General features: G+C 72.7%; 9 protein-coding genes and 1 pseudogene. 1 reads left to right on the plus strand and 9 read right to left on the minus strand.

Going from position 1 to position 26,928, the window contains the following annotated elements; genetic code table 11:
* Positions 1-20: 20 nt before the first annotated feature.
* The 5 genes and pseudogenes from OHS59_RS08090 to OHS59_RS08110 all read right to left on the minus strand — a co-directional run.
* Complete coding sequence (locus tag OHS59_RS08090; RefSeq protein WP_328492697.1) at positions 21-1,001, minus strand: alpha-ketoacid dehydrogenase subunit beta; 981 nt, start codon at positions 999-1,001, stop codon at positions 21-23.
* Positions 989-2,020, minus strand: coding sequence for a thiamine pyrophosphate-dependent dehydrogenase E1 component subunit alpha (locus tag OHS59_RS08095; protein WP_443061400.1), 1,032 nt, complete (start codon positions 2,018-2,020; stop codon positions 989-991). Before OHS59_RS08095 ends, OHS59_RS08090 begins: the two co-directional genes overlap by 13 nt.
* Positions 2,017-3,357 carry a M24 family metallopeptidase gene (locus OHS59_RS08100; RefSeq protein WP_328492698.1) on the minus strand — a complete coding sequence of 447 codons (1,341 nt, stop codon included), beginning with the start codon at positions 3,355-3,357 and terminating at the stop codon, positions 2,017-2,019. Before OHS59_RS08100 ends, OHS59_RS08095 begins: the two co-directional genes overlap by 4 nt.
* Before the next feature lie 47 nt (positions 3,358-3,404).
* Positions 3,405-4,061 (minus strand): helix-turn-helix domain-containing protein, encoded by a 657-nt coding sequence (locus OHS59_RS08105; protein ID WP_328492699.1) that lies wholly within the window; start codon positions 4,059-4,061, stop codon positions 3,405-3,407.
* Between the two features lie 175 nt (positions 4,062-4,236).
* Positions 4,237-4,559, minus strand: a pseudogene (locus OHS59_RS08110) (penicillin acylase family protein); the annotation flags it as partial.
* Between the two features lie 137 nt (positions 4,560-4,696).
* On the opposite strand from OHS59_RS08110, the gene OHS59_RS08115 reads away from it, so the two are divergent.
* Positions 4,697-5,356, plus strand: a complete 660-nt coding sequence (locus tag OHS59_RS08115) for an isochorismatase family protein (protein ID WP_328492700.1) — start codon at positions 4,697-4,699, stop codon at positions 5,354-5,356.
* Positions 5,357-5,454: 98 nt separating this feature from the next.
* Here OHS59_RS08115 and OHS59_RS08120 read toward each other — a convergent pair whose 3' ends face one another.
* From OHS59_RS08120 to OHS59_RS08135, 4 genes are all read right to left on the minus strand, one after another.
* Positions 5,455-5,712, minus strand: a complete 258-nt coding sequence (locus tag OHS59_RS08120) for a hypothetical protein (RefSeq protein ID WP_328492701.1) — start codon at positions 5,710-5,712, stop codon at positions 5,455-5,457.
* Positions 5,709-7,283 (minus strand): amidohydrolase, encoded by a 1,575-nt coding sequence (locus tag OHS59_RS08125; RefSeq protein WP_328492702.1) that lies wholly within the window; start codon positions 7,281-7,283, stop codon positions 5,709-5,711. Before OHS59_RS08125 ends, OHS59_RS08120 begins: the two co-directional genes overlap by 4 nt.
* Positions 7,284-7,293: 10 nt before the next feature.
* On the minus strand, positions 7,294-7,515 hold the full coding sequence (locus OHS59_RS08130) for an MbtH family protein (protein WP_328492703.1): 222 nt from the start codon (positions 7,513-7,515) through the stop codon (positions 7,294-7,296).
* A 63-nt stretch (positions 7,516-7,578) separates the two neighbouring features.
* Positions 7,579-26,853 carry a non-ribosomal peptide synthetase gene (locus tag OHS59_RS08135; protein ID WP_328492704.1) on the minus strand — a complete coding sequence of 6,425 codons (19,275 nt, stop codon included), beginning with the start codon at positions 26,851-26,853 and terminating at the stop codon, positions 7,579-7,581.
* Positions 26,854-26,928 lie beyond the last annotated feature (75 nt).

A 26,928-nucleotide genomic window follows, 5' to 3' on the forward strand; every position in this document is an offset into this window, starting at 1 on the left:
GCCTCTCTCTACAACCGGCATCAGTACGCACTGAGGTCGCGGACCTTCGCCACGACCTTGTCGACGGTCGGGACGACCTCCCTTTCGAGCACGTCCGCGAACGGCAGCGGCACGCACGCGGCGGCGACCCTGCGTACGGGCGCGTCGAGGAGGGCGAATCCCTCGTCGGCGACGATCGACACGAGCGTGCCGCCCCAGCCGCCCTGGTAGGGGTTCTCCTCGACGGTCACGAGCCGTGAGGTCTTGGCGAGGGAGCCGAGCACGGTCATCGCGTCGAGCGGCACGAGGCAGCGCAGGTCGATCACCTCCGCGTCGATGCCCTCCTCGGCCAGCCGCTCGGCGGCGGTGAGCGCCAGGGGCACCATCGAGGCGAGGGCCACGAGGGTGACGTCCTCGCCCTCGCGCACGACGGCCGCGTGTCCCAGTTCGACGACGTGGTCCGGCGGCGCGGGCGGTCCCTTGGTGGCGAGCAGCCCCTTGTGCTCGAAGAAGACCACGGGGTCGTCGCTGCGGACGGCCGCCGCCATCATGCCGATCACGTCGGCGGGCGTGGCCGGTGCCGCGATCTTCAGCCCGGGGACGGTCAGCGCCCAGTTCTCGGTGGCCTGGGAGTGCTGCGCGCCGAAGCCGAGGCCGCCGCCGTTGGCCGTCCGCACCACCAGCGGCACGGTGACCTGACCGCCCGTCATGTACCGCACCTTGGGGATCTCGTTGGCGAGGTAGTCCCAGCAACAGGCCAGGAAGTCGGAGAACATGACCTCCGCGACGGGGCGCATCCCGGTCATCGCGGCGCCCATCGCCGCCCCGACGATGGCCTGTTCGGAGATCGGCGTGTCCCACACCCGCCGCGGCCCGAACTCCTCGTGCAGACCGGCCGTCGTCTTGAACACCCCGCCCGCAGCGCCGATGTCCTCCCCGAGGCACACCACCGCGGGATCGCGTCGCATCTCCCGCGCGATGCCCTCGGCGACGGCCTGCCGGTAGGTGATCACGTCCGCCACCGCGCACCTCCGTCGGCCCATACATCGGTGAACGCCTGCCGCGGATCGGGCGCGGGCGCGTCCTTCGCCGCCTCGACCGCCGCCTGTACGAGGGCTTCGGCGCGCTCGTCGGCCGCGGCGAACTTCTCTGCCGGTACGCCGAGTTCGGCGAGCCGGCCGCGTGCCACGTCGAGCGGGTCGTGCTTGAGCCAGCGCTCGACCTCCTCGGCCGGGCGGTAGGTCGCGGGGTCGGCGCGGCTGTGGCCGAAGTGCCGGTAGGTCTGCGCCTCCAGCAGGCCGGGCCCGCCCCCCGCACGGGCCCGGTCCGCCAGCCGGGTCACCGCCTCCCGCACGGCGACCACGTCGTTGCCGTCGACGATCTCTCCGGGGATGCCGTGGGCGGGCGCCCGGTCGGCCGCGGGGTTGGCCACGGCGGTGACGTCGGCGATCGGGGTGTACTCCATGTACAGGTTGTTCTCGCAGACGAACAGCACGGGCAGTTTCCACACGGCGGCCAGGTTGAGCGCCTCGTGGAAGGCGCCGATGTTGGTCGCTCCGTCGCCGAAGAAGGCCACGGCGATCTGCCCGGTTCCCCTCAGCACGGCCGACCAGGCGGCGCCGACCGCCAGGGGGAGATGGGCGCCGACGATCGCGTACGAGCCGAGCATGTTGCTCGATGCCTTGGTGAGGTGCATCGAGCCGCCCTTGGCTCCGCAGAGGCCGCTCGCGCGGCTCATCAGTTCGGCGAGGCACTCCTCGGGGGTCGCGCCGCGGGCCAGGGCGTGGTGGTGGCCGCGGTAGGTGGCGAACACGTAGTCGTCGTCGCGCAGGGCCGCACTCGCGCCGACCGCGACGGCCTCGTGTCCGGCGGCGAGGTGGGTGGTGCCTTTGACGAGGCCGGACAGGAACAGGTCGTGGGCGGCTTTCTCCGTGCGCCGGATCACGGCCATCTCCTCGTACAGGGCGAGGAGTTCGGCGGGCTCGGGGCCGGGGCCCGTTCCTGCTTCCGAGCCGGCTGCCGGCTGCGGGGCGCGGGTCATCGGTCTCCCCTGCCCTCGCGGGTGTTCAGGTGGGACTGGGACTCCCGGCGGGTGTCGAGTGCGCCGCCGACGGTCCAGTACTTGCGGCCCGCGACGAGGAGTTCCTCCGCCGGGAACTTGGTGATCACCTCGCACCCGTCGGCGGTGACGACGACCTCTTCCTCGATGCGCGCCGCCGACCAGCCGTCCGCCGCCGGCCAGTACGTCTCCAGCGCGAACACCATGCCCTCTTCGAGGACTTCGGGATGGTCGAGCGAGACAAGACGGCTGAAGACGGGCTTCTCCCAGATGGACAGGCCCACCCCGTGTCCGTACTGCAGGGCGAACGCGGCTGTCTCGTCGGGGAAGCCGAACTCCTCGGCGCGCGGCCAGACTTCGACGATGTCGGCGGTCGTGGCGCCGGGCCGGACCAGGGCGATCGCCTCGTCCATGTAGGCGCGGCAGCGGACGTACGCGTCGCGCTGCGCGGGTGAGGCGCTGCCCACGGCGAACGTGCGGTAGTAGCAGGTGCGGTAGCCGAGGTGGCTGTGCAGGATGTCGAAGAAGGCGGGGTCTCCGGGGCGGATCAGCCGGTCGCTGTAGACGTGCGGATGCGGTGAACAGCGTTCTCCGGAGATGGCGTTGACGCCTTCTACGTACTCGCTGCCCAGGTCGTAGAGGACCTTGCTGACGAGTCCGACGCACTCGTTCTCGCGCACGCCCGGCCGGAGGTGGCCGTACAGCTCCTCGTACGCGGCGTCGACCATCGAGCACGCCTGGGTGAGCAGGGAGATCTCGTCGGGGGTCTTGACCCTGCGTGCCTCCAGGAACACCTGCTGGCCGTCGACGACGTCGATGCCCTGATCCCTGAGGGCGTGCAGGACGGGCATCTCGGCGATGTCGATGCCCAACGGCTCTCCCGCCAGGCCGTGTTCACGCAGTTCGGCGGCCACCTTCGTCGCGACGTCCGCGCCGATCCCGGCGGCCGGGTGGAAGGCGCCGCGCAGGGTGGAGATGCCCGCGCGGGCACCGGTGGGCGGGCCGCCCTCCTTGCCGTCGCCGTAGTCGAGCCACGGGTTGAACAGCTGGTGGTGGCGGGCGGCGGAGCCGAAGTCCCAGACGATGGGTTCGCCGCCGCGGACGAGCAGCGCGAAGCGGATCAGTTTGTCCATCGCCCAGGTGCCGATGTGGGTGGACGACATGTAGCGGATGTTGGCGAAGTCGAAGCTCAGCAGAGCGCCCAACTCGCTGCGGTTCAGGGCCGCGTGGAGCCGCGCCAGCCGTTCCTTGCGGAGCCGGTCGAGGTCGATGCGCTGTTCCCAGTCGACGGCGTTCGGTCCGTAGGTGCGGATTGCCATGACGACCACCACCCTCATCCGGAGTGAACGACCGTCCGGGGAAAGTGTCAAGGCATACTGAACACGAACCAGACGCCGACGGCCGGTTCGCTGCCGTCGTTGCGGTAGCGGTGCGGGGTCGTCGACTCGAAGGAGACCGCGTCCCCGGGCCGGATCACGTACTCGTCGAAGCCGAGCGTGAGGACCAGTTCGCCGGAGGTCAGGTAGCCGTACTCGGTCCCGGAGTGCCGCATCAGGCCGCCCGCGCCGGAGGAGGCTCCGCCGGGACGGTAGGTCACGAGCAGGAAGTCGACGTCCGCTCCGGGGACACGGCCGAGACGCTCCCACACGACGCCCGAGTCCAGCTCCAGCACTTCCCGTTCACCGGCTTCGACCAGCGGACCGATCCTGCGGCCGGGGTCGGCCGCGAAGGCGGCGAGCGCGTGCAGCACGGTGCCGGGCGGTGTGCCCACGGGGGTGGGAGCGAGGGCCTGGGCGGGTTCCGGGTCCGTCCCGGCGTCGAAGAGCGACTCGACCGGGATGGCGAGCGCGGTGGTGATCGCGTACAGGGTGCTCACCGACGGCTGGCTCTTCCCGGTCTCGATCTGCGAGACGAGGCTCGCGGACACCCCGATCTCCCGGGCCAGCGCGCGCAGGCTCATCCCCCGCGCCGTACGCGCCCGGCGGATGCGCGCGCCGACCGGTGGCACCACGACAGGGGACACGGGTGGCTCCTCTCGCGGCGACGGCCCTAGCGGGGGCGTTCACCTCCATTGAACAGTACGGGGTCGCCACTCGTCGTCGGGTTCCTCGGTGAGGCGCGCGAAGTCGGTGACGACGGGGGCGAGTTCGCCACGCAGCCACAGGGGAAGCTGGTCCCGGTGGTGTGCGTGCCCCGGGGATCTGCTGGTAGAAGCCGGGGTTCTGGATGAAGCGGTGCGGGTCCCCGGCGATCAGCGGCGACCCGGAGGCGGTGCGGTCGCCCGAGACCATCCAGCCGTTCGAGCCCGCGGTGCCGGGACCGTCGGTGGCGAACAGTTCCAGGGGACGGCGCCCGCGCCGAGGAAGGAGGCGGTGGTGCCCTGGGAGCGGTGCCGTTCGACCTCCAGCTGCCAGGCCCGGTCGCGCGCCGCGTTCCGCCCCTGGGCGAAGGCCAGTCGCAGCGGATCGGAGGCCCGCAGATGCGGAATGCCCCAGGCGTCCCGGTACGTGGTCCCGGCCATGATCCGCTCCCCTGAATATCGCCGAAGTACGGCTGGACCGGGTCCCTGACGACACGATCCCCGCCAAGTTAGCTTAGGCTAAGCTAACTTCCATCGATCGGGCTCGGGCGTCCACGCCACCTGGGAGGAGTCCGCCCATGGTCCTACCCGTCATCAACTCCTATGCCATGCCCGACCGTTCCGCGGTTCCCGCGTCCGGCCCGCCCTGGACGATCGACCCGGCGCGGGCCGCGCTGTTGGTCCACGACATGCAGAACCACTTCGTCCAGGCCTTCCCGCCGGACTGCTCACCCGTCGTGGAACTGATCGACAACATCGCGACCCTGCGCGAACTGGCGGGCACCCTCGGCATGCCGATCGTCTTCAGCGCCGAACCGGCCGAGCAACGCCCCGGCCAGCGGGGCCTGATGAGTGACATCTGGGGCCCTGGCATCGGCCCGGAGCCCGACGGGGACGCGTCGGTGGTGGCGCCGCTCAGGCCCCGGGTCGGCGAGCACCTGATGGTCAACGTCCGCCACAACGCGTTCCTCCGCAGCCACCTCGGCAGGCTGCTGCGCTCCGAGGGGCGCGACCAGCTGATCCTCTGCGGGGTGCGGGCGCATCTCGGCATCCTGCTCACGGCGGCGGACGCCTTCATGCACGACATCCAGCCGTTCGTCGTGGCCGACGCGGTGGCCGACTTCTCCGCAGAGGACCACTCCATGGCGCTGCGGTGGATCGCCCGTACCGGCGTGGTCTGCACCACCAACCAGCTGATCCGTCATCTCCTGCACGGCCGGGCGGCGCAGAGCATGTGACGGACACGGGTGGACCGTTCCGCCCGCGGGGAAACCCAACCGCGCTCGACGGCACGGTCGTTGACGCAAAGACGCTTCCGTTCACGCGCAAGGGCGGTTCAGGCGCAGGGGCGTCCCGGATAGTCGTCGCTCTCCGGTACGCCCGCCTCGCGCATCCTGCGCAGCACCTCGCGCCGCGTCGGCCCGTCGTCGATGTCCACCAGGCAGTTGGTGTCCCGGTCGAAGACGAGGACGTCGCCCGCGGTGTCCCAGAGCACCCATCGGCGCGGGTACGGCGGCGCCTGCCACAGGTGGGCGTACGTGTCCATGGCGTGCGCCTCCTCGGCATCGGTGTGCCTACGCGTGCCGGTGCTCACAGTGCGGCTCCTTCGGTTTCCCGGCCGTCGACGAATGTCGCGACCACGTCGATGTCGCCGATGCGCGAGACCTCGACGCTCGTCGGGTCGTCGCCCAGGACGACCAGATCTGCCTGCTTGCCCGGCGTGAGGCTGCCCGCGCTGTCCTCCCAGTGGCAGGCGAAGGCGCCGGCCACGGTGTAGGCGCGCAGCGCCTCGTCGACGGTGACGCCCTCGTCCGGGCCGATGATCCGCCCCGACTCGGAGGCCCGCTCGACCATGAACTGGACCGCCCTGAGCGGCGATCCGTCCGCGACGGGCCGGTCGGAACTGCCGACCAGCGTGATGCCGTGGTCGAGGAATCCTCTCCCCCGGTACAGCCAGGGCGCCCGCTCCTCCCCCATGATCTCCGCGTAGTCGTCGCCGAAGTACCGCAGGAAGTTCGGCTGGATCACGGCCGTCACGCCCAGCCGCGCGATGCGGTCCAGCTGGTCGGGCCGGACGAGGCCCGCGTGCTCGATACGGTGCCGGGCGCCCGGCCTCGGCCGGAGGCTCTGTGCCCGTTCCAGGGCGTCCAGGGCCACGTCGGCCGCCCGGTCGCCGATGGCGTGGACGGCGAGCTGCCAGCCCGCGAGATGGCCGTCCACGATGGTGTCCGCGAGCACCTCGGGGTCGTCCTGCAACTGGCCCGCGTGGTCGAGCCCCTCGTAGGGGCGGCTCAAGGCGGCGGTCCGGGCCATCATGCCGCCGTCCGTGTAGACCTTCAGCGCGCCGACGGAGAGCCGGTCGCCGCCGAACCCCGTACGCAGGCCGAGGTCCAGTGCGCGGGGAATGCCGTCGTCGTGGTGCGCGACGACCGGACGCAGCCGGTCCGCGGACACCATGAGCTGCACCCGCAGGGGCAGTTTCCCCTGCTCCGAGGCCAGTTGGTACGCGCCCAGCTCGACCGGGCTGTGCCCGAACAGGGCGCCTCCGATGCCCGCCTCCGCGCACGCGGTCACGCCCTCGGCCAGGCAGGTACGCGCCGCGGTTCCGATCGCGTCCGCCAACTCCTGCTGGGAGTAGGGCAGTCGCAGCGCCCGCGCGGCCCCCATGGCTCCCTCGGCGAGAAAGCCCTCCTCGTGCGGGAGTCCGGCGGGCAGCAGGTCCAGGACGGCCGTGTTGACCATGCAGCCGTGCCCGGAGTCGTGCATCAGGAACACCTTGCGCCCGGCGCCGACCTTGTCCAGTTCGGCGGCGGTCAGATGGCGGCCGAGGCCCCGCTGGTCGTACCCCGCGAGGTCCGTCCAGCCCCCTTCCGGGGTACGTGCCGCCGCCTCGGCCACCACGGCCAGTACGTCCTCGACCGACCGGCACGGTGCGATGCTCGGCGTGCCCGCCTTGAAGCCGGTCCAGGCCAGATGGACATGGCTGTCGATGAATCCGGGCAGCACGGTGGCGCCCTGGAGGTCGACCACCCTGCGGGCGGGCAGGTCGGCCACCTCCTCGTCCAGGCCGACGATCCGGCCCCGCCAGATGCCCAGTTCGCGGGCGACGGGACGGTCGGGGTCCATGGTGAGGACGCGGGCGTTGGTCAGTCTCGTGGAGAACATCGCCGGGACCTCAGCCGGCCTGGTCCGCCGTCCGCTCCACGAGGCTCTTGGGGCGCATGTCCGTCCAGTTGACCTCGATGTGGTCCAGGCACTCCTGGCGGGGAGCGGGGCCGTGCTCGACGGTCCAGCCGGCCGGCACGTCCACGAAGTCGGGCCACAGGCTGTACTGGCCCTCGTCGTTGACGAGCACGGAGTAGGTGCCTTCGGGGTTCTCGAACGGGTTGGTGCTCATGAGGGTCCTCCGACTCGCTTGGTTCGCATGGGGGTTGATCTGACGGTTTGTGCGGGGATTGGACTAGTCGTGGGTCGCAGGTGTCGCCGGGCGGTTCGCTCGTGTCTCCGCGCGGGCGACCAGGGCCCGGAGCGCGCGGAACCAGGTCTCCGCCAGGTCGCGGACCGCCTCCTCGTCCAGGACCGCCTCGGGCCAGGACCAGTGGGCGGCGAGGACAGGACCGTCGGCACGGTCCTCGGTCACCACGTTGATGCCGAGTGCGTGCCCCTCCCGCATACCGGGCTCGGGGCCGATGTCCGAGACGTCCTCCTCGGGTGCGTACGACCAGTCCGTCGCCTCGGGGATGCCGAAACGGCCGAGGTAGTTGAACTCGATCGGCGGTGCCTCGAAACCGGCGAGCACCGGTGACGTACGGGGGTTGAGGTGGCGGAGCATGCCGTAGCCGACGCCGTTCGCGGGCAGCGAGGCGAGGTGCCGCCGGGTCCGGTCGAGTGCCTCCTCGACGGCCGGGCCGCCCTCCAGTGCCGCGTCCAGGTCGACGGGGCCGGGGTCCAGGAGGACGGGGAAGACGCTGGTGAACCAGCCGACCGTACGGGACAGGTCGACGTCCTCCGCCACCTCTTCGTCGCGGCCGTGGCTCTCCAGGTCGACCAGGACCGGTCCGCCGGGGCCGTCGTCGTGGCGTCGGCGCCAGTCGGCGACGGCGAGTCCGAGGCCGGTGAGCAGCACGTCGTTGACGTTCGCGGTGAAGGCGGACGGTACCGCGGACAGCAGGGGTCCCGTGTGCTCGGCGGGCAGCCGCAGCTCCAGCCGGCGTACGGTGCCGAGCGTGTCGCGGACCGGGTCGAGCGGGCTCTTCAGCGGGAGGGGTACAGCGCCCTCCAACACGTCTGTCCAGTAAGGCAGTTCGGTCTCTCGGGCCGGGTCCCGGGCCAGTTCCTGGAGTGTGCGTGCCCAGGTGCGGAAGGACGTGTCCACGGGCGGGAGTTCCGCGGGGCGGCCCGCCTCGACGGCCCGCCAGGCGGTCTCCATGTCCGGCAGGAGGACGCGCCAGGAGACGCCGTCGGTGACCAGGTGGTGGGCCATCAGGAGGAGCCTGCCGGGCTCGTCGCCCGCGTCGAACCAGACCGCCTTCACCATGACACCGGCGTCGGGGTCGAGTGCCGCGCGGGCGGCGACGGCGCCGTCCGCCACGGCCGTCCGCAGCGCGGCGGGGTCGAGCCCGGTGACGTCGACGCGGTGGATCCAGGTTCCGGGGTCCACGGCGCCCGCGGGTGGCACGGCGATGCTCCACGCGCCGGTGCCCTCCGGGCCGGCGGTCGTTTGTTGGGTGCGGGTGAGTGTGTGCCGGTCGCGCAGTTCCCCGCGCCCCTGACGGGACGCCTGCGGCAGCCCCTGCCCGGGGGTGGCCGCGGCGCCATCGGTGCGGACCAGTGTGGCTCGCAGCATGGCGTGGCGGTCTGCGAGTGCTCGTAGGACCGCTGTGAGCTTCCGGTGGTCCAGGGTTGCCGGGGTGCGGACCAGCGCGGACTGGTGGTAGCCCTGGAACGGGCCGCCGAGTTCGCGCAGCCAGTGCATGACCGGGGTGAGCGGCACGATGCCGGTCCCCTCGTCGGCGGGGCGGGCGCCGGCGGCCCCGGTGGTCGTCGCCACCTCCGCGAGTCCGGCGACCGTACGGTGCCGGAGCACCAGGCGCGGGGTGATCCGTACATCCGCCGCACGGGCCCTGCTGACGAGTTGCATCGCCATGATGCTGTCGCCGCCGAGGGTGAAGAAGTCGTCGTCGACACCGACCTCGGCCAGGCCGAGCACGTCGGCGAACACCGTGCACAGGGTCTTCTCCAGCTCGGTGCCGGGCGCCCGCCCGGTGGAGAGCGCGGAGAAGTCAGGGGCGGGCAGGGCGGCCCGGTCCAGCTTGCCGTTGGCGAGCTGCGGCAGCCGGTCCAGGAGGACCACGGCGGCCGGGACCATGTGGTCCGGCAGCTGTCCGCCGACGTGGGCGCGCAGTCGTCCGGGGTCGGGGACGGCCCCGGAGGCGGGGACCACGTACGCCACGAGCAGTTTCCGCGTCGCCTCCTGACGGACCGTCACCACGCTCTGGGCGACGTCCGGATGGGCGGTCAGTACGGATTCGATCTCGCCGGGTTCGATACGGAAGCCGCGGATCTTGACCTGGTCGTCCGCGCGGCCCAGGTAGTCGAGGTACCCGTCGGACGTCCAGCGGGCCAGGTCGCCGGTCCGGTAGAGGCGGGAGCCGGGCCCGCCTCCGAAGGGGTCGGCGACGAAGCGCTCGGCCGTCAGGGCGGGCCGGCCCAGGTAGCCGCGGGCGAGGCCGCCGCCGGCCAGGTACAGCTCGCCCGTCACCCCGGGCGGCACGGGTTGCAGCCGGTCGTCGAGGACGTACGCGCGCGTGCCCGCGACCGGGCGGCCGACGAGCGGCCGGTCGCTGTCGCGCACCCGTGCCACGAGCGCGTCGACGGTGGACTCGGTGGGCCCGTACAGGTTGAACGCCTCGGTGCCGTTCAGCCGTCCGAGCCGCTCCCACAGCGCGACCGGTACGGCTTCGCCGCCGACGCCGACGACCGCGAGGGGGCTGCTGCCGTCCTCGCGCACGAGGCCCGTCCCGGCCATCTGCGCGAAGAACGACGGCGTGACCTCCAGGAAGTCGAAGCCGTGCTCGACGACGGCCGCGGCGAGGAGGTCCGGGTCGCGGCGGGTCTCGTCGGAGACGACGTGGACGCAGTGCCCGTCGAGGAGCCACAGCTGGGGCTGCCAGGAGGCGTCGAAGGAGAACGCCCAGGCGTGTCCGGCGCGCAGATGCCGTCGGCCGGTGATCGCCTTGGCGGGCTCGTACAGCGTTTCGCGGTGGCTGTGGAAGAGGTTGCCGACCGTCTCGTGGGTGATGACGACGCCCTTGGGGCGGCCGGTGGAGCCCGAGGTGTAGATGACGTACGCGGGATGGCGCGGGGTCAGGGGCGCGGTGCGGTCGGTGTCGGTGAGGTCGGTCGCGGGCTGGGCGGAAAGCAGTTCGGCGGTCGCCTCGGCGTCCAGTTCCAGGACCGGCGGGCCGTCCGCGGGGAGCAGCGGGGCGATCTGCCGGGTGGTGAGCGTGAGGATCGGCCGGGCGTCGGCGAGCGTGTCGCCCAGGTGGGCGGTCGGTGCGTCCGGGTCGAGCGGCAGGTAGGCGGCGCCCGCCTTGTGCACGGCGAGGATGGCGAGGAGGGCGCGGGCGGTACGGGGCAGGGCGAGCGCCACGAGCCGTTCCGGTCCCGCGCCCTGGGCGACCAGCAGTCGGGCGAGGCGGTTCGCCTTGGCGTTGAGCTGCGCGAACGTCAGCTTGATGCCGTCGGACGCGACGGCCGGTGCGTCCGGTGAGAGCGCGGCCTGCCGTTCGAAGAGCGCCGGCACGGTGGTCGGTCCGGCGAGCAGGGGCCGGGCGTTCCACTCGGTGAGGATGCGTCGGCGCTCGGCGTCGCCGAGGATGTCGATCCGGCTGATCGGGGCGTCGGGGGCGGCGACCACGGCCCGCAGCAGTCGCACGAGCCGTTCGGCGATCGCCTCGGCGGTCGAGCGGTCGAAGAGGTCGGTGCTGTACTCCAGCACACCGTCGACTCCGCCGTCGTCCGCACCGTCCCCTCCGTCGCGTTCCACGAAGTCGAAGGAGAGGTCGAACTTGGCGCCGGTCGCGCCGACTTCCTCCCGTCGGGCGTCGAGGCCGCCGAGGACGTCGCCGCCACCGCCCGCGGCCAGGTACACGACCATGACCTGGAACAGCGGGTGCCGGGACAGCGAGCGGGCGGGGCTGAGCACGTCCACCACCCGCTCGAACGGCACGTCCTGGTGGTCGAAGGCGGCCAGGTCGGTCTCCCGTACCCGGGCGAGCAGTTCGCGGAAGGCCGGGTCGCCGGAGGTGTCGGTGCGCAGGACGAGGGTGTTGAGGAAGAACCCGACCAGGTCCTCCAGCACCTCTTCGGTGCGCCCGGCGATCGGGCTGCCGAGCGGGATGTCCGTACCGGCGCCCAGCCTGGTCAGCAGGGCCGCCACCGCCGCCTGGACGATCATGAACATGCTGACGTTGCCGGAGCGGGCCAGCTCGCGCAGTCCCGCCGTCAGCTCCGGGTCCAGGGGCATGTCGACCACGCCACCGCGGTAGCTTGCCTCCAGCGGACGCGGCCGGTCGACGGGCAGCCCCAATTCCTCGGGGAGCCCGTCCAACGCCTGCTTCCAGAAGCCGAGTTGGCGGAAGGCCAGGCTCCGCGGGTCCTTCTCGTCGCCGAGCACGGCACGCTGCCACAGGCTGTAGTCGGCGTACTGGACGGGCAGCGGTGCCCGCTCGGGCGTCCGGCCCGCCGCGCGTGCCTCGTAGGCGGCGGCCAGGTCGCGGGTGAGCGGCCGGTCCGACCACTCGTCGCCCGCGATGTGGTGGAGCAGGAGCAGCAGGACGTGCTCGTCCTCGGCGGTGCGGAAGAGGTGCACGCGCAGGGGCGCTTCCCGGTCCAGCTCGAAGCCGTACCCGGTGGCCTCGGCCAGCCGCTCGGACAGCTCGTCCTCGTCGGTCACGGCGGCGGTCCGCACGGCGACTTCGGCCCGAGCGGGGTCCAGGATCAGCTGGTACGCCCGCCCGTCCTCCTCGGGGAAGACGGTGCGCAGCGGCTCGTGGCGGGCGACCAGGTCGTCGACCGCGAGCTGCAGCGCGTCGGCGTCGAGCGCCCCGGTGAGCCGCCAGACGAGCGGGATGTTGTACGTGGGACTGGGGCCCTCCACCCGGTACAGGACCCACAGCCGCTGCTGGGCGAAGGACAGCGGCAGCCGTTCCGGCCGGTCCGCAGGGGCGAGGACTGGCAGGTCGGCGCGGGTCCCGTCGGTCGCCCCGTCGCGCAGTGCCTCGGCGAGGCGGGCGGGCGTCGGGGCCTCGAAGACCGTGCGCAGCGATGCCTCGGCGCCGAGCACCGACCGGACGCGGCCGGCCAGCCGCATGGCCACGAGGGAGTGGCCGCCGAGGGCGAAGAAGTCGTCGTGGACACCGACCCGTTCCAGGCCGAGGACGTCGGCGAACAGACCGCAGAGGATCTCCTCGCGCGGGGTGCGCGGCAGGGTCTCGGTGGTGCCGGCGGCGAAGTCGGGGGCGGGCAGCGCGCCGCGGTCGAGCTTGCCGTTGGGGGTCAGCGGCAGGACGTCGAGGGCCACGAAGGCCGCGGGGACCATGTGCTCGGGCAGTTCGGCGGCGGTGTGACGGCGCAGAGCCGAAGTGACGTCAGGGTCCGTGACGCTTCCCGCGGCCGGGACGACGTACGCCACGAGCCTCTGGTCGTACGGGACGACGACGGCCCGGGCCACGGTGTCGTGCCGTTCGAGGACGGTCTCGATCTCGCCGAGTTCGATCCGGAAGCCGCGGATCTTGACCTGGTCGTCGGTGCGGCCCAGGTATTCGACCGTGCCGTCGGACGTCCAGCGGGCGAGGTCGCCCGTGCGGTACATGCGCTCGCCGGGTCCGCCGTACGGATCGGCGACGAACCGCTCTGCGGTGAGTCCAGCGCGGTCGAGATAGCCGCGGGCCAGCTGGGCACCGGCGAGGTACAGCTCCCCCGCGACGCCCGGCGGCACCGGGCGCAGCGCGGCGTCCAGGACGTACACGCGGGTGTTCCACACCGGCCGCCCGATGGGTACGGACGTGGCGCCGGGTCGCACCTGGGTCGCGGTGACGTCGACGGAGGCCTCGGTCGGTCCGTACAGGTTGTGCAGTTCGACCTCGCCGAGTGTCCGGTGGAAGCGGTCCGCGAGCGGGGCGGGCAGTGCCTCGCCGCTGCACATCACCTTGCTCAGGCCCGTGCACCCTGCGGCCGACGGTTCCTCCAGGAACAGCTGGAGCATCGAGGGCACGAAGTGCGCGACGGTGACGTCCTGCCGTTGGATGAGCTCGGCGAGATAGCGGGGGTCCTTGTGTCCGTCGGGCCTGGCGACCACCAGGGCCGCCCCGGTGATCAGCGGCCAGAAGAACTCCCACACCGAGACGTCGAAGCTGGACGGGGTCTTCTGCAGCACCCGGTCCGCACCGGTCAGTCCGTACGCGTCCTGCATCCACAGCAGGCGGTTGACGATGCCCGACTGCGGTACGACCACACCCTTCGGACGCCCCGTGGAACCGGAGGTGTAGATGACGTAGGCGGGGCTCGACGGGTCGTACGTGTCGGGGAGCGCGCCCTCAGCGCCCTCGGCCCCTTCGGCCCCCTCGGGCAGGTGATCGCGGATCACGCACACCGGGCGGGTGTCCTCCAGCATGAACGCGAGGCGCTCCTGCGGGTAGTCGGAGTCCAGCGGCAGATACGCTCCGCCCGCGCGGTGCACCGCGAGCAGGGCGATGACGAGGTCGGCCGAGCGCGGGAGCGCCACGGCCACCGTGCGCTCCGGCCCCACGCCCATACCGGCCAGCACGCGTGCGGTGTGCTCGACGCGCGCGTCCAACTCGGCGTACGTCAGGCGCTGTTCGCCGAAGACGAGTGCGAGCGCGTCGGGTGTGCGGTCCGCCTGGGCGCGGAACAGCTCCGGGAGGGTGGTCGAGGCGGTCTCGTGGGCCGTGTCGTTCCACTGCCCGAGGACGAGCGCCCGCTCGGCCGGCGCCAGCACCTCCACGTCGCGCACCGGCAGGTCCGGTGTGCCGGCGACCTGTTCCAGCAGCCGGACCAGGCGTCCGGCAAGGCGGTCCGCCGTCGCCTCGTCGCACAGGTCGGCCGCGTAGTCGAGCAGCAGTACCAGGTGGTCCGGCTCGTCCACGAAGGTGAAGTGGAGGTCGAACTTGGCCCTGCCGGTGTCCATCTCGGACCACTCGGTGGACAGGCCCAGCAGGTCGGGGTCGCCGTCGGGGCGGTAGTGGTAGCCCAGCATCACCTGGAACAGCGGGTTGCGGCCCGCCACACGCGGCGGGTTGACGGCTTCCACGACCCGGTCGAAGGGCAGGTCCTGGTGCTCGAAGGCGGCGAGCGCCGACTCACGTACCCGACCGATCAGTTGACGGTACGTCAGGTCGTCGCCGGACAGATCGGTACGCAGGACCAGTGTGTTGACGAAGAAGCCGACCAGGTCGTCGAGGCCGCTGTCCGTGCGGCCCGCGATGGGCGCGCCGAGCGGGATGTCGTCGCCCGCGCCCAGCCGGTGCAGCAGGGTCGCCGTGGCCGCCTGGAGGAGCATGAACATGCTGGTGCCGGTCTCGCCGGACAGTTCGCGCAGGCTCCGGCCGACCTGGGCGGGCACTTCGAGACGGACCTTGCCGCCAAGTCCCGTCGGCTCGGCGGGCCGCGGCCGGTCCAGGGGCAGCGTCAGCTCCTCCGGGAGCCCGTTCAGGGTCCGCGTCCAGTGGGCGAGCTGTTCGTCGCCGACCTGGTCGAGCAGCTGTTCCTGCCACAGTGTGTAGTCGGCGTACTGCACCGGCAGCGGTGCCCAGCCGGGCTCCTCGCCCGCTGCCCGGGCCGCGTACGCGGTGTTCAGGTCGGCCAGGAACGGCCGGTCGGACCATTCGTCGGTGGTGATGTGGTGCAGCACGACGGCGACCACGTGATCGGCCGGAGCGATCCGCAACACCTCGCACCGCAGCGGGAGTTCGTGTGCCAGGTCGAAGGGGCGGCGCTGCGCCGACTCGATCAGACCGTCCAGCGCCTCCTCGGCGCAGTCCGTCACGGTGAACTCGGGCACGGCCTCGGCGGCCGGGACGATGACCTGGTACGGCTCTCCGTCGTGCTCGTGGAACACCGTGCGCAGCGCCTCGTGCCGCCCCGCCACATCGCTCAGGGCGGCCCGCAGCGCGTCGACATCGAGTTCCCCGCGCAGCCGGAAGACCAGCGGGAAGTTGTACGCGACACCGCTGCCGGTGATCCGTTCGACCAGCCACAGCCGCCGCTGGGCGGGGGAGAGCGGGATGCGGTCGGGGCGTTCGGCGGGGGCGACGGCCGGGCGGGCGGGGCGCCCCGTGTCGGCCCGCGCGGCGAGCAGTTCCGGCGTCGGCGCCTCGAAGAGGTCACGGATCGCCAGTTCGGCGCCCAGCTCGGTGCGGGCCCGGCTGATCAGCCGGGTGGCCAGCAGGGAGTGGCCGCCCAGGTCGAAGAAGCCGTCCTCCGCGCCGACTTCGGGCAGGCCCAGCACCTCGGCGAAGAGCCGGCAGAGCACCTCTTCCTGCGGGGTGCGCGGCCCGCGTCCCGTCCCCAGGGCGATGACCGGCTCGGCGTCGGGCAGGGCGCGTACGTCCAGCTTGCCGTTGTCGTTCATGGGCAGCCGGTCGAGGGTCACGAACGCGGCCGGGACCATGTACTCGGGCAGTTGCTGCTTGAGGTCGTCGCGCAGCCGCCTGACCAGGCTGTTGGCGCCGCGGGCCGCGGTGGGTTCGTTGGCGTAGGGGGCCTCGCCGCCGCCGGGGAGGTAGAGCCCGGCGGTGCGCCCGGGGCCCTCGCCCGTTCCCATGCCGGTGCCGGCGCCGTCATGGGCGCCTTCGGCGTGTGCGGCTACGAACACGGCGTCGTACGTGCCCGGCCCGCGCGACCAGGTCGTCAGGACGCGGCGGCCGAGGCGGGCGCCGAGGTCGTGCAGCGTCTCGGGGTCCACTCCCCCGGCGGCACCGAGGCGGGCGTCGGGAATGCCGGTGAACCGTAGCGGGGTGACCGCGCGGACGAGGTCCGTCAGGTCGAGGTCGTCGGTGAAGCCGACCGACGGCACGCGCTCCAGTGCGAGGTCGGCCTCACCTGCGTACAGGACGGCGTCGTAGCGGTGGCGGGTCAGTTCGTTGTGGTGACGGGCGCGCTTGGTGCGCAGGTCGACGCGGTGGCCGAGGGTGGTGAAGTAGTCGGGGTCGACGAGGAGTTCCTTCTCCAGGCGCAGCCCGCGTTCGACGGCCCGGTCGAGGCCCTCTCCCGTGACTCCCCTGGCCCGCTGGATCTCCGTCTGGAAGGTCCGGGCGAGGCGCAGGTTGCGTACGTCGCCGACGAACAGCGCGCCGCCCGGCGCCAGCAGCCGCATCGCTCCGTCGATCACCGACGTCAGGTAGTCGATGCTCGGGAAGTACTGGATGACGGAGTTGATGACGACGGTGTCGAAGTAGCCGTCGTCGGGCAGGCCGGTCAGGTCGTCGGCGGGCTGGGCGCGCAGCGTGACCCGCGCGGCCAACTCCGGGTCCCGGCGCAGCTCTTCGCCGATCTTGCGGATGACGGGGGCGGCGAAGTCGGTCGCCCAGTAGGCCTCCGCCTCCGGTGCGAGCCTGGACAGCAGCAGACCGGAGCCGACGCCGATCTCCAGGATGCGGCGCGGCCTCAGCGAGCGGATCCGCGCGACGGTGGCCTCGCGCCACTCCCGCATCTCCTCGAAGGGAATGGGCTGCCCGTCGTACGAGGAGTCCCAGCCCGCGTAGTCCTCGGTGAAGACGGCGGTGCTGATCTCCTCGTACTCGTCGGAGTAGATCTCCTGCCACTCGCCGACCTGTTCGCGTTCGGCGCCGTCGCGGTCGTCGCCGGTGAGCGGGGCCGGGACGACGTACCCGACGAGCCGTTCGTCACGGACGACCACGGCGGCGTGCGCGACCTGGGGGTGCCGGGAGAGCGCGGCCTCGATCTCGCCCAGTTCCACGCGGTAGCCGCGGATCTTGACCTGGTCGTCGGTGCGGCCGAGGAAGTCGAGGTTCCCGTCCGGGTTGCGGCGTACGAGGTCTCCGGTGCGGTACATGCGCTCGCCGGGTTCGCCGAAGGGGTCGGCGACGAACCGCTCGGCGGTCAGGCCGGGCCGCTCCAGATAGCCGCGGGCCAGGCCGATGCCCGCGATGTACAGCTCGCCGGGCACGCCCTCGGGGACCGGCCGCAGCCAGGCGTCCAGGATGTGGGCGCGGGTTCCGCGGATCGGACGGCCGACGGTCGGGGTGGCGCTGTCGAGGGTGCCCCCGCCGAGGGTGTTGATGGTGTACTCGGTCGGCCCGTAGAGGTTGTAGCCGTACGTGCCCTCGGTGTCGCGGAGCCGGTTCCACACGGTCTCGGAGACGGCCTCGCCGCCGAGCAGCACGAGCGGCGGCCGATGGCCCTCCAACAGGCCCTGCTCGATGAGGAGGTGGGCGTAGGTGGGCGTCACGTTGATGACGTCGACGCGATGGGTCTCGCAGTACGCGACCAGGGCCTCGGCGTCGCGCCGCAGCTCCTCGTCGCAGATGTGCACCTCATGCCCCTCGACGAGCCACAGCAGCTCCTCCCAGGACATGTCGAAGGCGAACGACACGGTGTGCGCGATGCGCAGGGCGCGCCCGCCCGCCGAGGCGATGGCCGGTTCGAAGATCTCGCGCTGGTGGTTGAGCTGCATGTTGGTCAGGCCGCGGTAGGGCGTGACGACACCCTTGGGCCGGCCGGTGGACCCGGACGTGTAGATGACGTACGCCGGGTGCTCCAGGCTGAAGACCTGCCGCTCCAAGTCGGCCGGGAACGCGGCTAGTTCGGCGACGACCGCCGGGTCGTCCAGCAGGGCGCGGGGGGTGTCGGCCGCCGCCAGCCTCGCGGAGACGGCCTCGTTGGAGAGGAGCAGGGTGGGCCGGGCGTCCTGGAGCATCGCCACGAGCCGGTCGTCCGGATAGTCCAGCTCCAGGGGCAGGTACGCGGCGCCCGTGCGCAGCACCGCGAAGAGCGCGACGACCATGTCGAGGGAGCGGGGCAGTCCGAGCGCGACGACCCGTTCGGGCGCGGCGCCCCGGGCGAGCAGCAGGCGGGCCATGCGGTTGATGCGGGCGTCGAGTTCGGCGTACGTGAGGGTCTGGTCGCCGAAGACGAGTGCGGTGGTGTCGGGTGTGGCCAGGGCCTGGGCCGCCAGTAGGTCGGCGATGGTGTCCTCGGGGTCGGGCACCCGGCCCGCGGCCCTCTCGCGCTCCAATTGCAGCTGTTCGGCGGGGAGTTGCGCGTCAAGTCGTCCGACCGGGGCGTCGAGGTCATGGGTGAGCCGTGCCAGGAGCAGGGTGAACCGGTCGAGCAGTTCCTGGGCCTCGGGGCGTGCGATGACGTCGGCCCGGTGGGTCAGGGTGACCTGGATGGAGCGTCCCGGGGTGACGACGAGGTTGACGGGATAGTGCGTCGCGTCGACGTTGGCGACGGCGGTGGCCCCGTGCCTCTCGGTCAGCTCGGCGAGCCGCTCCTCGGTGTCGCTGTTGCGCAGCACGAAGAGCGTGTCGAACAGCCGCCGGTGTCCGGTCTCGGCCTGCAGCACGCCGAGGCCCAGGTACTCGTACGGCATGACGGCCAGCCGTTCGTCCTGGACGCGGCGCAGCAGTGCGAGCACGGGCTCGGCCGGGTCGTAGGCGATGCGCGCCGGGACGGTGTTGAGGAACATGCCGATGACGTTCTCGATCTCCGGCACCTCGCTCGGCCGGCCCGCGACGGTGGTGCCGAAGACGACGTCGGTACGGCCGGTCGCGCTCGCCAGGGTCAGGCCCCAGGCGGCGTTGAGGACCGTGTTGAGGGTCAGTCCGTGGCGGCGGCCGATGTCGCGCAGCCGTGTCCCCACCTCGTCCGGCACGAAGGCGTCGAGGCTCTCCGGGATGTCCGGCTCCAGGCCCTGGTCGGCGGCGGCGAGCAGGGTGGGCTCGTCGAGTCCGGCGAGGGCGGTGCGCCAGGCGGCGGTGGCGACGTCCGTGTCCTGGACCTCCAGCCAGGTCAGGTAGTCGCGGTACGAGCCGGGCGCCACCAGAGCGCTCGCGTCGCCGCCGGACTCGTACAGGGCGAAGAGCTGGTCGAGGAAGAGCCAGGCGGACCAGCCGTCCCACAGAAGCAGGTGGCGGCCGACGACGAGGCGGTCGCCGCGCTCCTCGCCGAGCCGGACGACCAGGATGCGGAAGAGCAGCGGCCGGGTGAGGTCGAAGCGGCGGGACCGCTCGGCGTCCGTCAACTCCCGCAGTCTGACGTCCTGTTCCTCAGTGGGCAGTCCGGAGAGGTCGACCTCTTCGAGGGGGATCTCGGGGTCGCGGACGATGAACTGCACCGGCTGGCGCAGCCCCTCGCTGGTGAACCCGGCGCGCAGGCTGGGAGTGCGGTCCAGCAGCACCCGTACGGCGGTGCGGAGCCGGTCCGTGTCGAGCGGGACGGCGATGTCGAACGACTCGTGGACGGTGTAGACGTCCAGGGTGCCGGCGTCGTACGTGGAGTGGAAGAACAGACCCTCTTGGAGCGGGGCGAGGGGCCAGATGTCGTCCACCGGGCCCGGGCTGAGGCGGTGGACGCGCTCGGTCTCCTCCGCGGTGAGGGCGAAGTCGGAGTGCGGGGCGCGCGCCTCGGTGACCGGGGTGGACGCGGCGGCCAGGGCCGCGGGTGTGCGGTGCTCGAAGACGTCGCGGGGGTTCAGGTCGAGGCCGGCCCGGCGGGCGCGGCTGGAGACGCCGATCGAGGTGATGCTGTCGCCGCCGAGCATGAAGAAGTCGTCGTCGATGCCGACCTCGTCGAGCTTCAGCACGGCCGCGAAGATCCCGGTGAGGGCGGCCTCCCGCTCGTCCCGTGGTGCGCGCACCTCGGCCCGTACCGCCTGTGGGGCGGGCAGCGCGGCCCGGTCGAGCTTGCCGCTGGGGGTGAGCGGGAGCGCGTCGAGGACGACGTAGGCGCCGGGCACCACGGCAGCGGGCAGGGACTCGGCGAGCGCGGCCTGGAGTTCGGCCGGCTCGGGGTGGGCGTCGCGGGCGGGGACGACGTAGGCGACCAGCGCGCCGCCCGTGACGGTGACGGCGGCCTGGGCGACGGACGTCTGCCGGGCCAACGCGGCCTCGATCTCGCCCAGTTCGACGCGGTTGCCGCGGATCTTGACCTGCCGGTCGGTGCGGCCCAGGTACTCGACGACTCCGTCGGCGCGACGGCGTACGAGGTCACCCGTGCGGTACATGCGGTCGCCGGGCCCGCCGTACGGGTCGGCGACGAAGCGCTCGGCGGTCAGGCCCGGCCGCGCGTGATAGCCGCGGGCCAGCTGGACGCCGGTCAGGTACAGCTCGCCGGGCACTCCCTCGGGGACCGGGCGCAGGCAGGAGTCCAGGACACGCAGGTCCGTGTTCCACACCGGCCTGCCGATGGGCACGGTGGTGCCGGGCGTTCCGTCGTACCGGTGGTGGGTGACGTCGACGGCTGCCTCGGTGGGGCCGTACAGGTTGTGCAGGGGCACGCCGGTGAGGTCCCGCCAGCGGGCCGACGCCGCGCCGGGCAGGGCCTCGCCGCTGCTGAAGACGCGCCGCAGGGAAACGGCCCACGCGGGGTCGGCGGTGATCTCCTCCGACTGCAGGAAGGCTTCGAGCATCGACGGTACGAAGTGCAGGGTGGTGACGCCCTGTTCGCGGATCAGTTCGGCGAGGTAGGCGGGGTCGCGGTGTCCGTCCGGGCGGGCGAGCACGACCGTGGCGCCCTCGCACAGCGCCCAGAAGAACTCCCAGACGCTGACGTCGAAGCTGGCCGGGGTCTTCTGCAGCACCCGGTCGTCGGCGGTCAGTCCGTACTCGCCCTGCATCCAGGCCAGCCGGTTGACGATGGAGCGGTGGGTGACGACGACACCCTTGGGGAGGCCGGTGGAACCGGAGGTGTAGATCAGGTAGGCGGGGTCGTCGGGGTCTGCCGCGACGGGGTCGGCAACGGGGGTACGGGTGGGCTCGGGATGCTCGTAGCCCTCGCCGAGCGAGCCGTCGGCGGCGACGACGACGTCGGCGTCCACCAGCAGGTGGGTGAGGCCCGGGACCTCGGGCAGGCGGTGGGCGGTGTCCGCGGTCGTGACGACCGTCGTCGCCCCGGAGTCGGTGAGCATGTGGGTCACCCGGTCGGCCGGGTAGTCCACGTCGACCGGGAGGTAGGCGGCCCCGGACTTGAGCACACCGAGCAGGGCGACCATGAGGGCGGCGGAGCGCGGTACGGCGACCGCGACGATCGTGCCGGGCCCGGCACCTCCCGAGCGGGTGCGGATCCCGCGCGCCAGCTCCGCGGCGCGGGCGTCTAGTTCCTCGTAGGTGAGGGTCTCGTCCTCGTACACCACCGCCGTGGCACGCGGGGTGCGGGCGGCCTGCGCCTCGAAGGCGGCGGCAAGGGTGGTCGCGGGCACCCGGCGGCGGTCACCGGCCGGGTGGGCGTGGGACAGCTCCGCCGCCGAGAGCAGTTCCAGGGCGGCGACCGGCTGCCCGGGGTCCGCGGCCAGGGCGTGCAGGATCCGGGTGAGGCGGTCGGCGATGCCACGCACGGCCTGGGCGTCGAGCCGCTGGGCGTGGTGCTTCAGCCGCAGGTCGAGACGGCGGCCCGGCTTCACGATCAGGGCGAGCGGGTAGTGGACGGCGTCATGGAACTCGTGACCCGTGACCCGGACGCGGCCGGAGGGGTCGGCGAGGCCGGTGGCGGCCGGGTAGTTCTCGAAGACGACCAGGGTGTCGAAGAGTTCGCCGCCGCCCGCGAGTCCGGCGGCCCGCTGGATCTCGGCGAGACCGAGATGCTGGTGGTCCAGCAGAGCGGCCTGCTCGTCCTGGAGCCGTCCGAGGAGACCGGCGAGGGTGTCCGACGGCTCCCAACGAAAGCGCGTGGGCAGGGTGTTGATGAACAGGCCGACCATGGACTCGATGCCCTCGACCTCGGCGTCCCGGCCGGAGACGGTGGTGCCGAACACCACGTCCTGGCGGGCGGTCAGCCGTCCGATCAGCAGGCCCCAGGCGCCCTGGACGACCGTCCCCAGCGTCACGCCGAGCTCGCGGGCGCGGGCCGACAGCCGGGCGGTGACCTGCTCGGACAGCTCGACGCGGATCTGCGCGGGCGTGATCGGGGCGCCGTCGGCGGGTGTCTCGACGAGGCGGGTGGGCTCCTCGATCCCGGCGAGCGCGTCACGCCAGGTCGCGCGGGCCGCGTCACGGTCGGCCGCTGCCAGGCCGCGCAGGTACGAGCGGTACGGGGCGACCTCGGGCAGCGGGGCCGGGTTCTCGCCGTAGGAGGCCAGCAGCTCGCGGTGCAGGACCGGCAGGGACCAGCCGTCGGCGACGCTGTGGTGGAACGTCAGCAGCAGGCGGGCGCGGTCGTCGCTGAGCCTGATGAACGCGCACCGCAGCAGGGGCGGACGGGCGAGGTCGAAGCGGCGGGCGCGCTCCTCGGCGGCGACCGCCTCGGCGACCGGCCGCAGACCGTTCTCGGAGGCCCGGCCGTCGTCCGCCGACAGGTCCACCTCACGCCAGGGCAGTTCGAGCCCTTCGGCGATGATCTGCACGGGGCGCCCGTCGGGGAGCGGGCGGAAGCAGGCCCGCAGCGGGGCGTGCCGGTCGAGGACGCGCTGGGCGGCCCGGCGCAGGGCTTCGGCGTCGACCGGCCCGGACAGTTCGAGGGCCTGCTGGACCACGTAGGCGTCGCGGTCGGCGCCGTCGACGAGGGCGTGGAAGTAGAAGCCCTCCTGGAGGGGGCTCAACGGCAGCAGTTCCTGCACGGTGACCGGGTGGTCGCCCTGGATCTCGGCGAGTTCGGCCTCGGTGAGCAGGACGAGCGGGGTCTGCTCGGCGGAGATCCCCGCGCCGGTCCCAGCGTCGCTCCCCGTACCGGTTCCCGTGTCGGTGCGCACACCGGCGGCCTCGGCGAGGGCCGCCACCGTGCGATGCCGGAAGACATCGCGGGAGCTGAGCCTGAGCCCGGCCCTGCGGGCGTGGATGAGCAGCTGGATGGCGGTGATGCTGTCGCCGCCCAGGGCGAAGAAGTCGTCGTCGATGGTCGCCGACCGCAGGCCGAGCACCTCGGCGTAGGCCGCGCACAGCACTTCCTCGCGGGCGTCGCGCGGCGCGCGGCCGGAGCTGAGGGCCCCGTAGTCGGGTACAGGGAGCGCGGCGCCGTCGAGCTTGCCGCTGGGGGTGACCGGGAGGTGGCCCAGGGGGACGACGGCGGACGGGACCATGTACTCCGGGAGCTGCTCTGCCGCGTACGAACGCAGCGCCTTCATCAAGGAGTTCACGTCACGGAAGGGCGCGGGGCGGTTGGCGTGCGGGACGGCTCCGGACGGGCGGTAGAGCGGGACCGCCGCGTCCGGCCCGGAGCCGGCGGGGCCGAAGACCACGTCGAGGCTGCCGTCGTCGGCGACCCCGTTCCAGGTGACGGCGGCCCGCAGGCCGTGCCGGGCAGCGAGGGCGTGCAGGTCCTCCGGGTCCGGCGCGTCGGCGGGGGACGTGGTGCGGCTGCTGTCGTCGAGCGCGGACAGGGCGGCCAGGTCCTCGGCGAGACGGGCATTGGGCAGACCGGTGACCCGGAGCGGGGCCGGACGCCCGGCGGACGTCACGCCACGCGTGGTGAGCAAGGCGTCGAGGGCGTCCAGGCCTCGTGGGCCGTCCGCCAGGACCCGGGGGCCGTCCGCGGGGCCGTGCCCGGGGCTGTCCGCGGCAGGGTGCGCGGGGGTGCGCGGGACGCCCAGGTCCGCCCATGCGATCTCGTCGCCGACGACCGACGTCGAACCGGCCGACGTCGAACCGATCGTCGGCGGGCCGGCCGGCGGCGTCGGCTCACCGGCCGTTGCCGTGTCCTCGGTGCGCTTGCGCAGCACCGCGTCGTAGCGGTACCGGGTCAGCTCGTTGTGATGGCCGCCCCGCTTGACCCGGATGTCGACGTCGAAGCCGTCGAGGGACGCGAAGTAGTCGGGGTCGAGGAGCAGTTCGCCCTCCCAGGCGACCGACCGTTCCACGGCTGCCCGCAGTGTCTGCTTGTCCTCGGGGTCGGCCGCGCGGCGCGTCTCCACGGCGGCCCGAAGGCAGTGCAGCAGACGGGCGTTGCGCACGTCGCCGACGAACAGCCGTCCCCCCGGGGCCAGTAGCTCGGCGGCGGTGCCGATGACATCGGTGAGGTAGTCGGCGCCGGGGAAGTACTGGGCGACGGAGTTGAGGACGACCGTGTCGAAGTAGGCCCGGGGCAGCCCGGAGGTGTCATGCGCGGGCCGGGCGCTCAGGTGCACCCGGTCGGCAAGCTCCGGCACCGCGTCGACCTGGGCGCGCAGGGCCCGTACCGCCTCCTCGGAGAGGTCGGTGCCCCAGTACGTCTCGCAGCCGGGGGCGATCCTGGAGAGGATCAGGCCGCTGCCTACGCCGATCTCCAGCACACGGCGCGGGGTGAGTTCCTCGATGCGGGCGACGGTCGCCTCGCGCCACTCCCGCATCTCCGGCACGGGGATGGGCAGCCCGTCGTACATGCTGTTCCAGCCGGCGAAGTTCTCCCGGAAGCCCGCGGACACGTCACGGCGGCCCGCGGAACTGCCGTCCCGGCCGGCGGACTCCTCCCGCCGCCCTTCGGATCCCGCCGCCGCGTAGAGCAGTTCGTGCAGGTCCTTCCACTCCTTGACCTGCTCGCCGAAGTCCCGGTCCGCGTCCAGCGAGGGAACCACGTAGGCGGCGAGCCTGCGGTCGCCCGGGCGGTCCTCGCGGACCAGGACCGCCGCCTGCTCCACGGCCGGGTGGGCGCGCAGCACGGACTCGATCTCGCCGGGTTCGATGCGGAAGCCGCGGATCTTCACCTGCGAGTCGGCGCGGCCGAGGAACTCCAGCCTGCCGTCGGCCTTCCAGCGCACCAGGTCGCCGGTGCGGTACAGCCGTTCGCCGGGCGGGCCGAACGGGTCGGCGACGAACCGCTCGGCCGTCAGGTCGGGCCTGCCCAGATAGCCGCGGGCGAGACCGGCGCCGCCGAGGTACAACTCGCCGGGCACACCGGCCGGTACGGGCCGGAGCCGGGCGTCGAGCACATAGGCGCGGGTGCCGGGGTCGGGGACACCGATCGGCACGATCGTGCCGGCGGGGGTGTCGGGGTCGCACAGGCCGAGGGTGGAGTTGGTGGTCGCCTCGGTGGGGCCGTACGCGTTGAACATCATCCGGCCGCGCGCGTACCGGCCGACCAGTTCGGGCGAGACGCGCTCGGTCCCCGCGAGCAGTGTGGCGGGCGGCAGTTCGACGTCCTCGGGCATCGCGGCGAGCAGTGCCGGCGGGAGGATCATGAAGGTGATGCCGTTGGCGTGCGCGTAGTCGGCGAGCGGTGCGCCGGGCACCCTCAACTCGGCCGGTACGACCACGAGTCGGCCGCCGGAGAGCAGACCGAGGCACAGATCCCAGAACGCGACGTCGAAGCTCGGCGAGGCGAACTGCAGGACCCGGCTGTGCGGTCCGATACCGAACCGTTCGGTCTGCGTGGCGACCAGTTTGGCGACGCCCGCGTGGGAGAGCACCACACCCTTGGGACGGCCGGTGGAACCGGAGGTGTAGATGACGTAGGCGGCGTTCTCGACGGAGAGGGAGCGGGCGGGTTCGTGCGGCTGCCGCGACGCCGGCTCCCGTAGGGTGTCCGGCGCGTCCAGCACCACGACGTCCATGCCCTCGCACGGCGGGATGTCCGCCGCGACCCCGGAGGTGGTGAGCAGGCAGGCGGGGCGGGCGTCGGCCAGCATGTAGGAGATGCGGTCGGCCGGATAGTCGGTGTCCACCGGCAGATAGGCGGCGCCGGACTTCAGTACGGCGACCTCGGCGACGATCAGTTCGGCCGAGCGGGGCACCGCGAGGGCCACCACGCGCTCGGGTCCGGCGCCGCGCGCGATCAGGGCGTGGGCCAGCCGGTCGGCCCGTTCGTCCAGTTCGGCGTAGGTCAGCCGGGTGTCCTCGAAGACCAGGGCGATCTCGTCGGGCCGCTGCCGTACCTGCTCCGCGAACATCTCGGGCCAGGTCCGCGGGGGGACGTCGTGGTCGGTGTCGTTCCACTCCTCCAGAACCCGGTGCCGTTCTTCGGCGTCCAGCAGGTCGAGTTCGCCGATCGGGGCGTTCGGCCGGGCGATCGCGTCGGCCAGCAGGGTGGCGTAGTGGCCCGCGGCGCGCAGTGCGGTCCCGTCCCGGAAGAGGTCCTGCCGGTACGTCACCCGGACCTCACCGGCGTGGACTTCGAGCGCGAGGTCGAGCGAGCCGCCGGAGGCGCCGCCGGACACCGGCCCGAAGGCCGTGTTGAACAGCAGGCCGCCGCCCCGGGTGGGTTCGGGCCTCAACTGGGTGACCAGTGCGGCCGGTTCGACACGGTGGGCCTCGGCCGCCTCGCAGGCCTCACGGACGCGCCGGACCAGTTCGGCGAATCCGGTCCCGCCGTCGAGAGCCACCCGGACGGGCAGTCCGCCGTACCCGACGGTGATGTCCTGCGCGCCGCCGTAGCGGTGCAGCAGCGCCACGAACGCGGACAGGAGGGTGACCTCGTCGGCCGTCGCGTCCAGCGTGCGGCTGATGGTGCGCGGCTCGCCGCCTGGCTTGAGCGGGTACGGGAAGTCGACCGGGAGGACCGCCTCCTGAGGGAGGGGGTCGAGCCGACGACGCCAGTACGCCGTCACGTCGACCTCATCGACACCGGACACACGCGATTCGAAACCGGACACAGCTGACCGTGCCTCCAGAGTGTGCGGAACCGGCTCAGCCGGAGGACCGCAGGT

The sequence above is a fragment of the Streptomyces sp. NBC_00414 genome (assembly GCF_036038375.1).
In the GTDB taxonomy this organism is placed as follows: Bacteria; Actinomycetota; Actinomycetes; order Streptomycetales; family Streptomycetaceae; genus Streptomyces.

Coding starts and splice junctions, on each gene's coding strand:
- OHS59_RS08095 (WP_443061400.1), bottom strand. CDS start 2,020: ATGACCCGCGCCCCGCAGCCGGCAGCCGGCTCGGAAGCAGGAACGGGC.
- OHS59_RS08100 (WP_328492698.1), bottom strand. CDS start 3,357: ATGGCAATCCGCACCTACGGACCGAACGCCGTCGACTGGGAACAGCGC.
- OHS59_RS08115 (WP_328492700.1), top strand. CDS start 4,697: ATGGTCCTACCCGTCATCAACTCCTATGCCATGCCCGACCGTTCCGCG.
- OHS59_RS08125 (WP_328492702.1), bottom strand. CDS start 7,283: ATGTTCTCCACGAGACTGACCAACGCCCGCGTCCTCACCATGGACCCC.
- OHS59_RS08130 (WP_328492703.1), bottom strand. CDS start 7,515: ATGAGCACCAACCCGTTCGAGAACCCCGAAGGCACCTACTCCGTGCTC.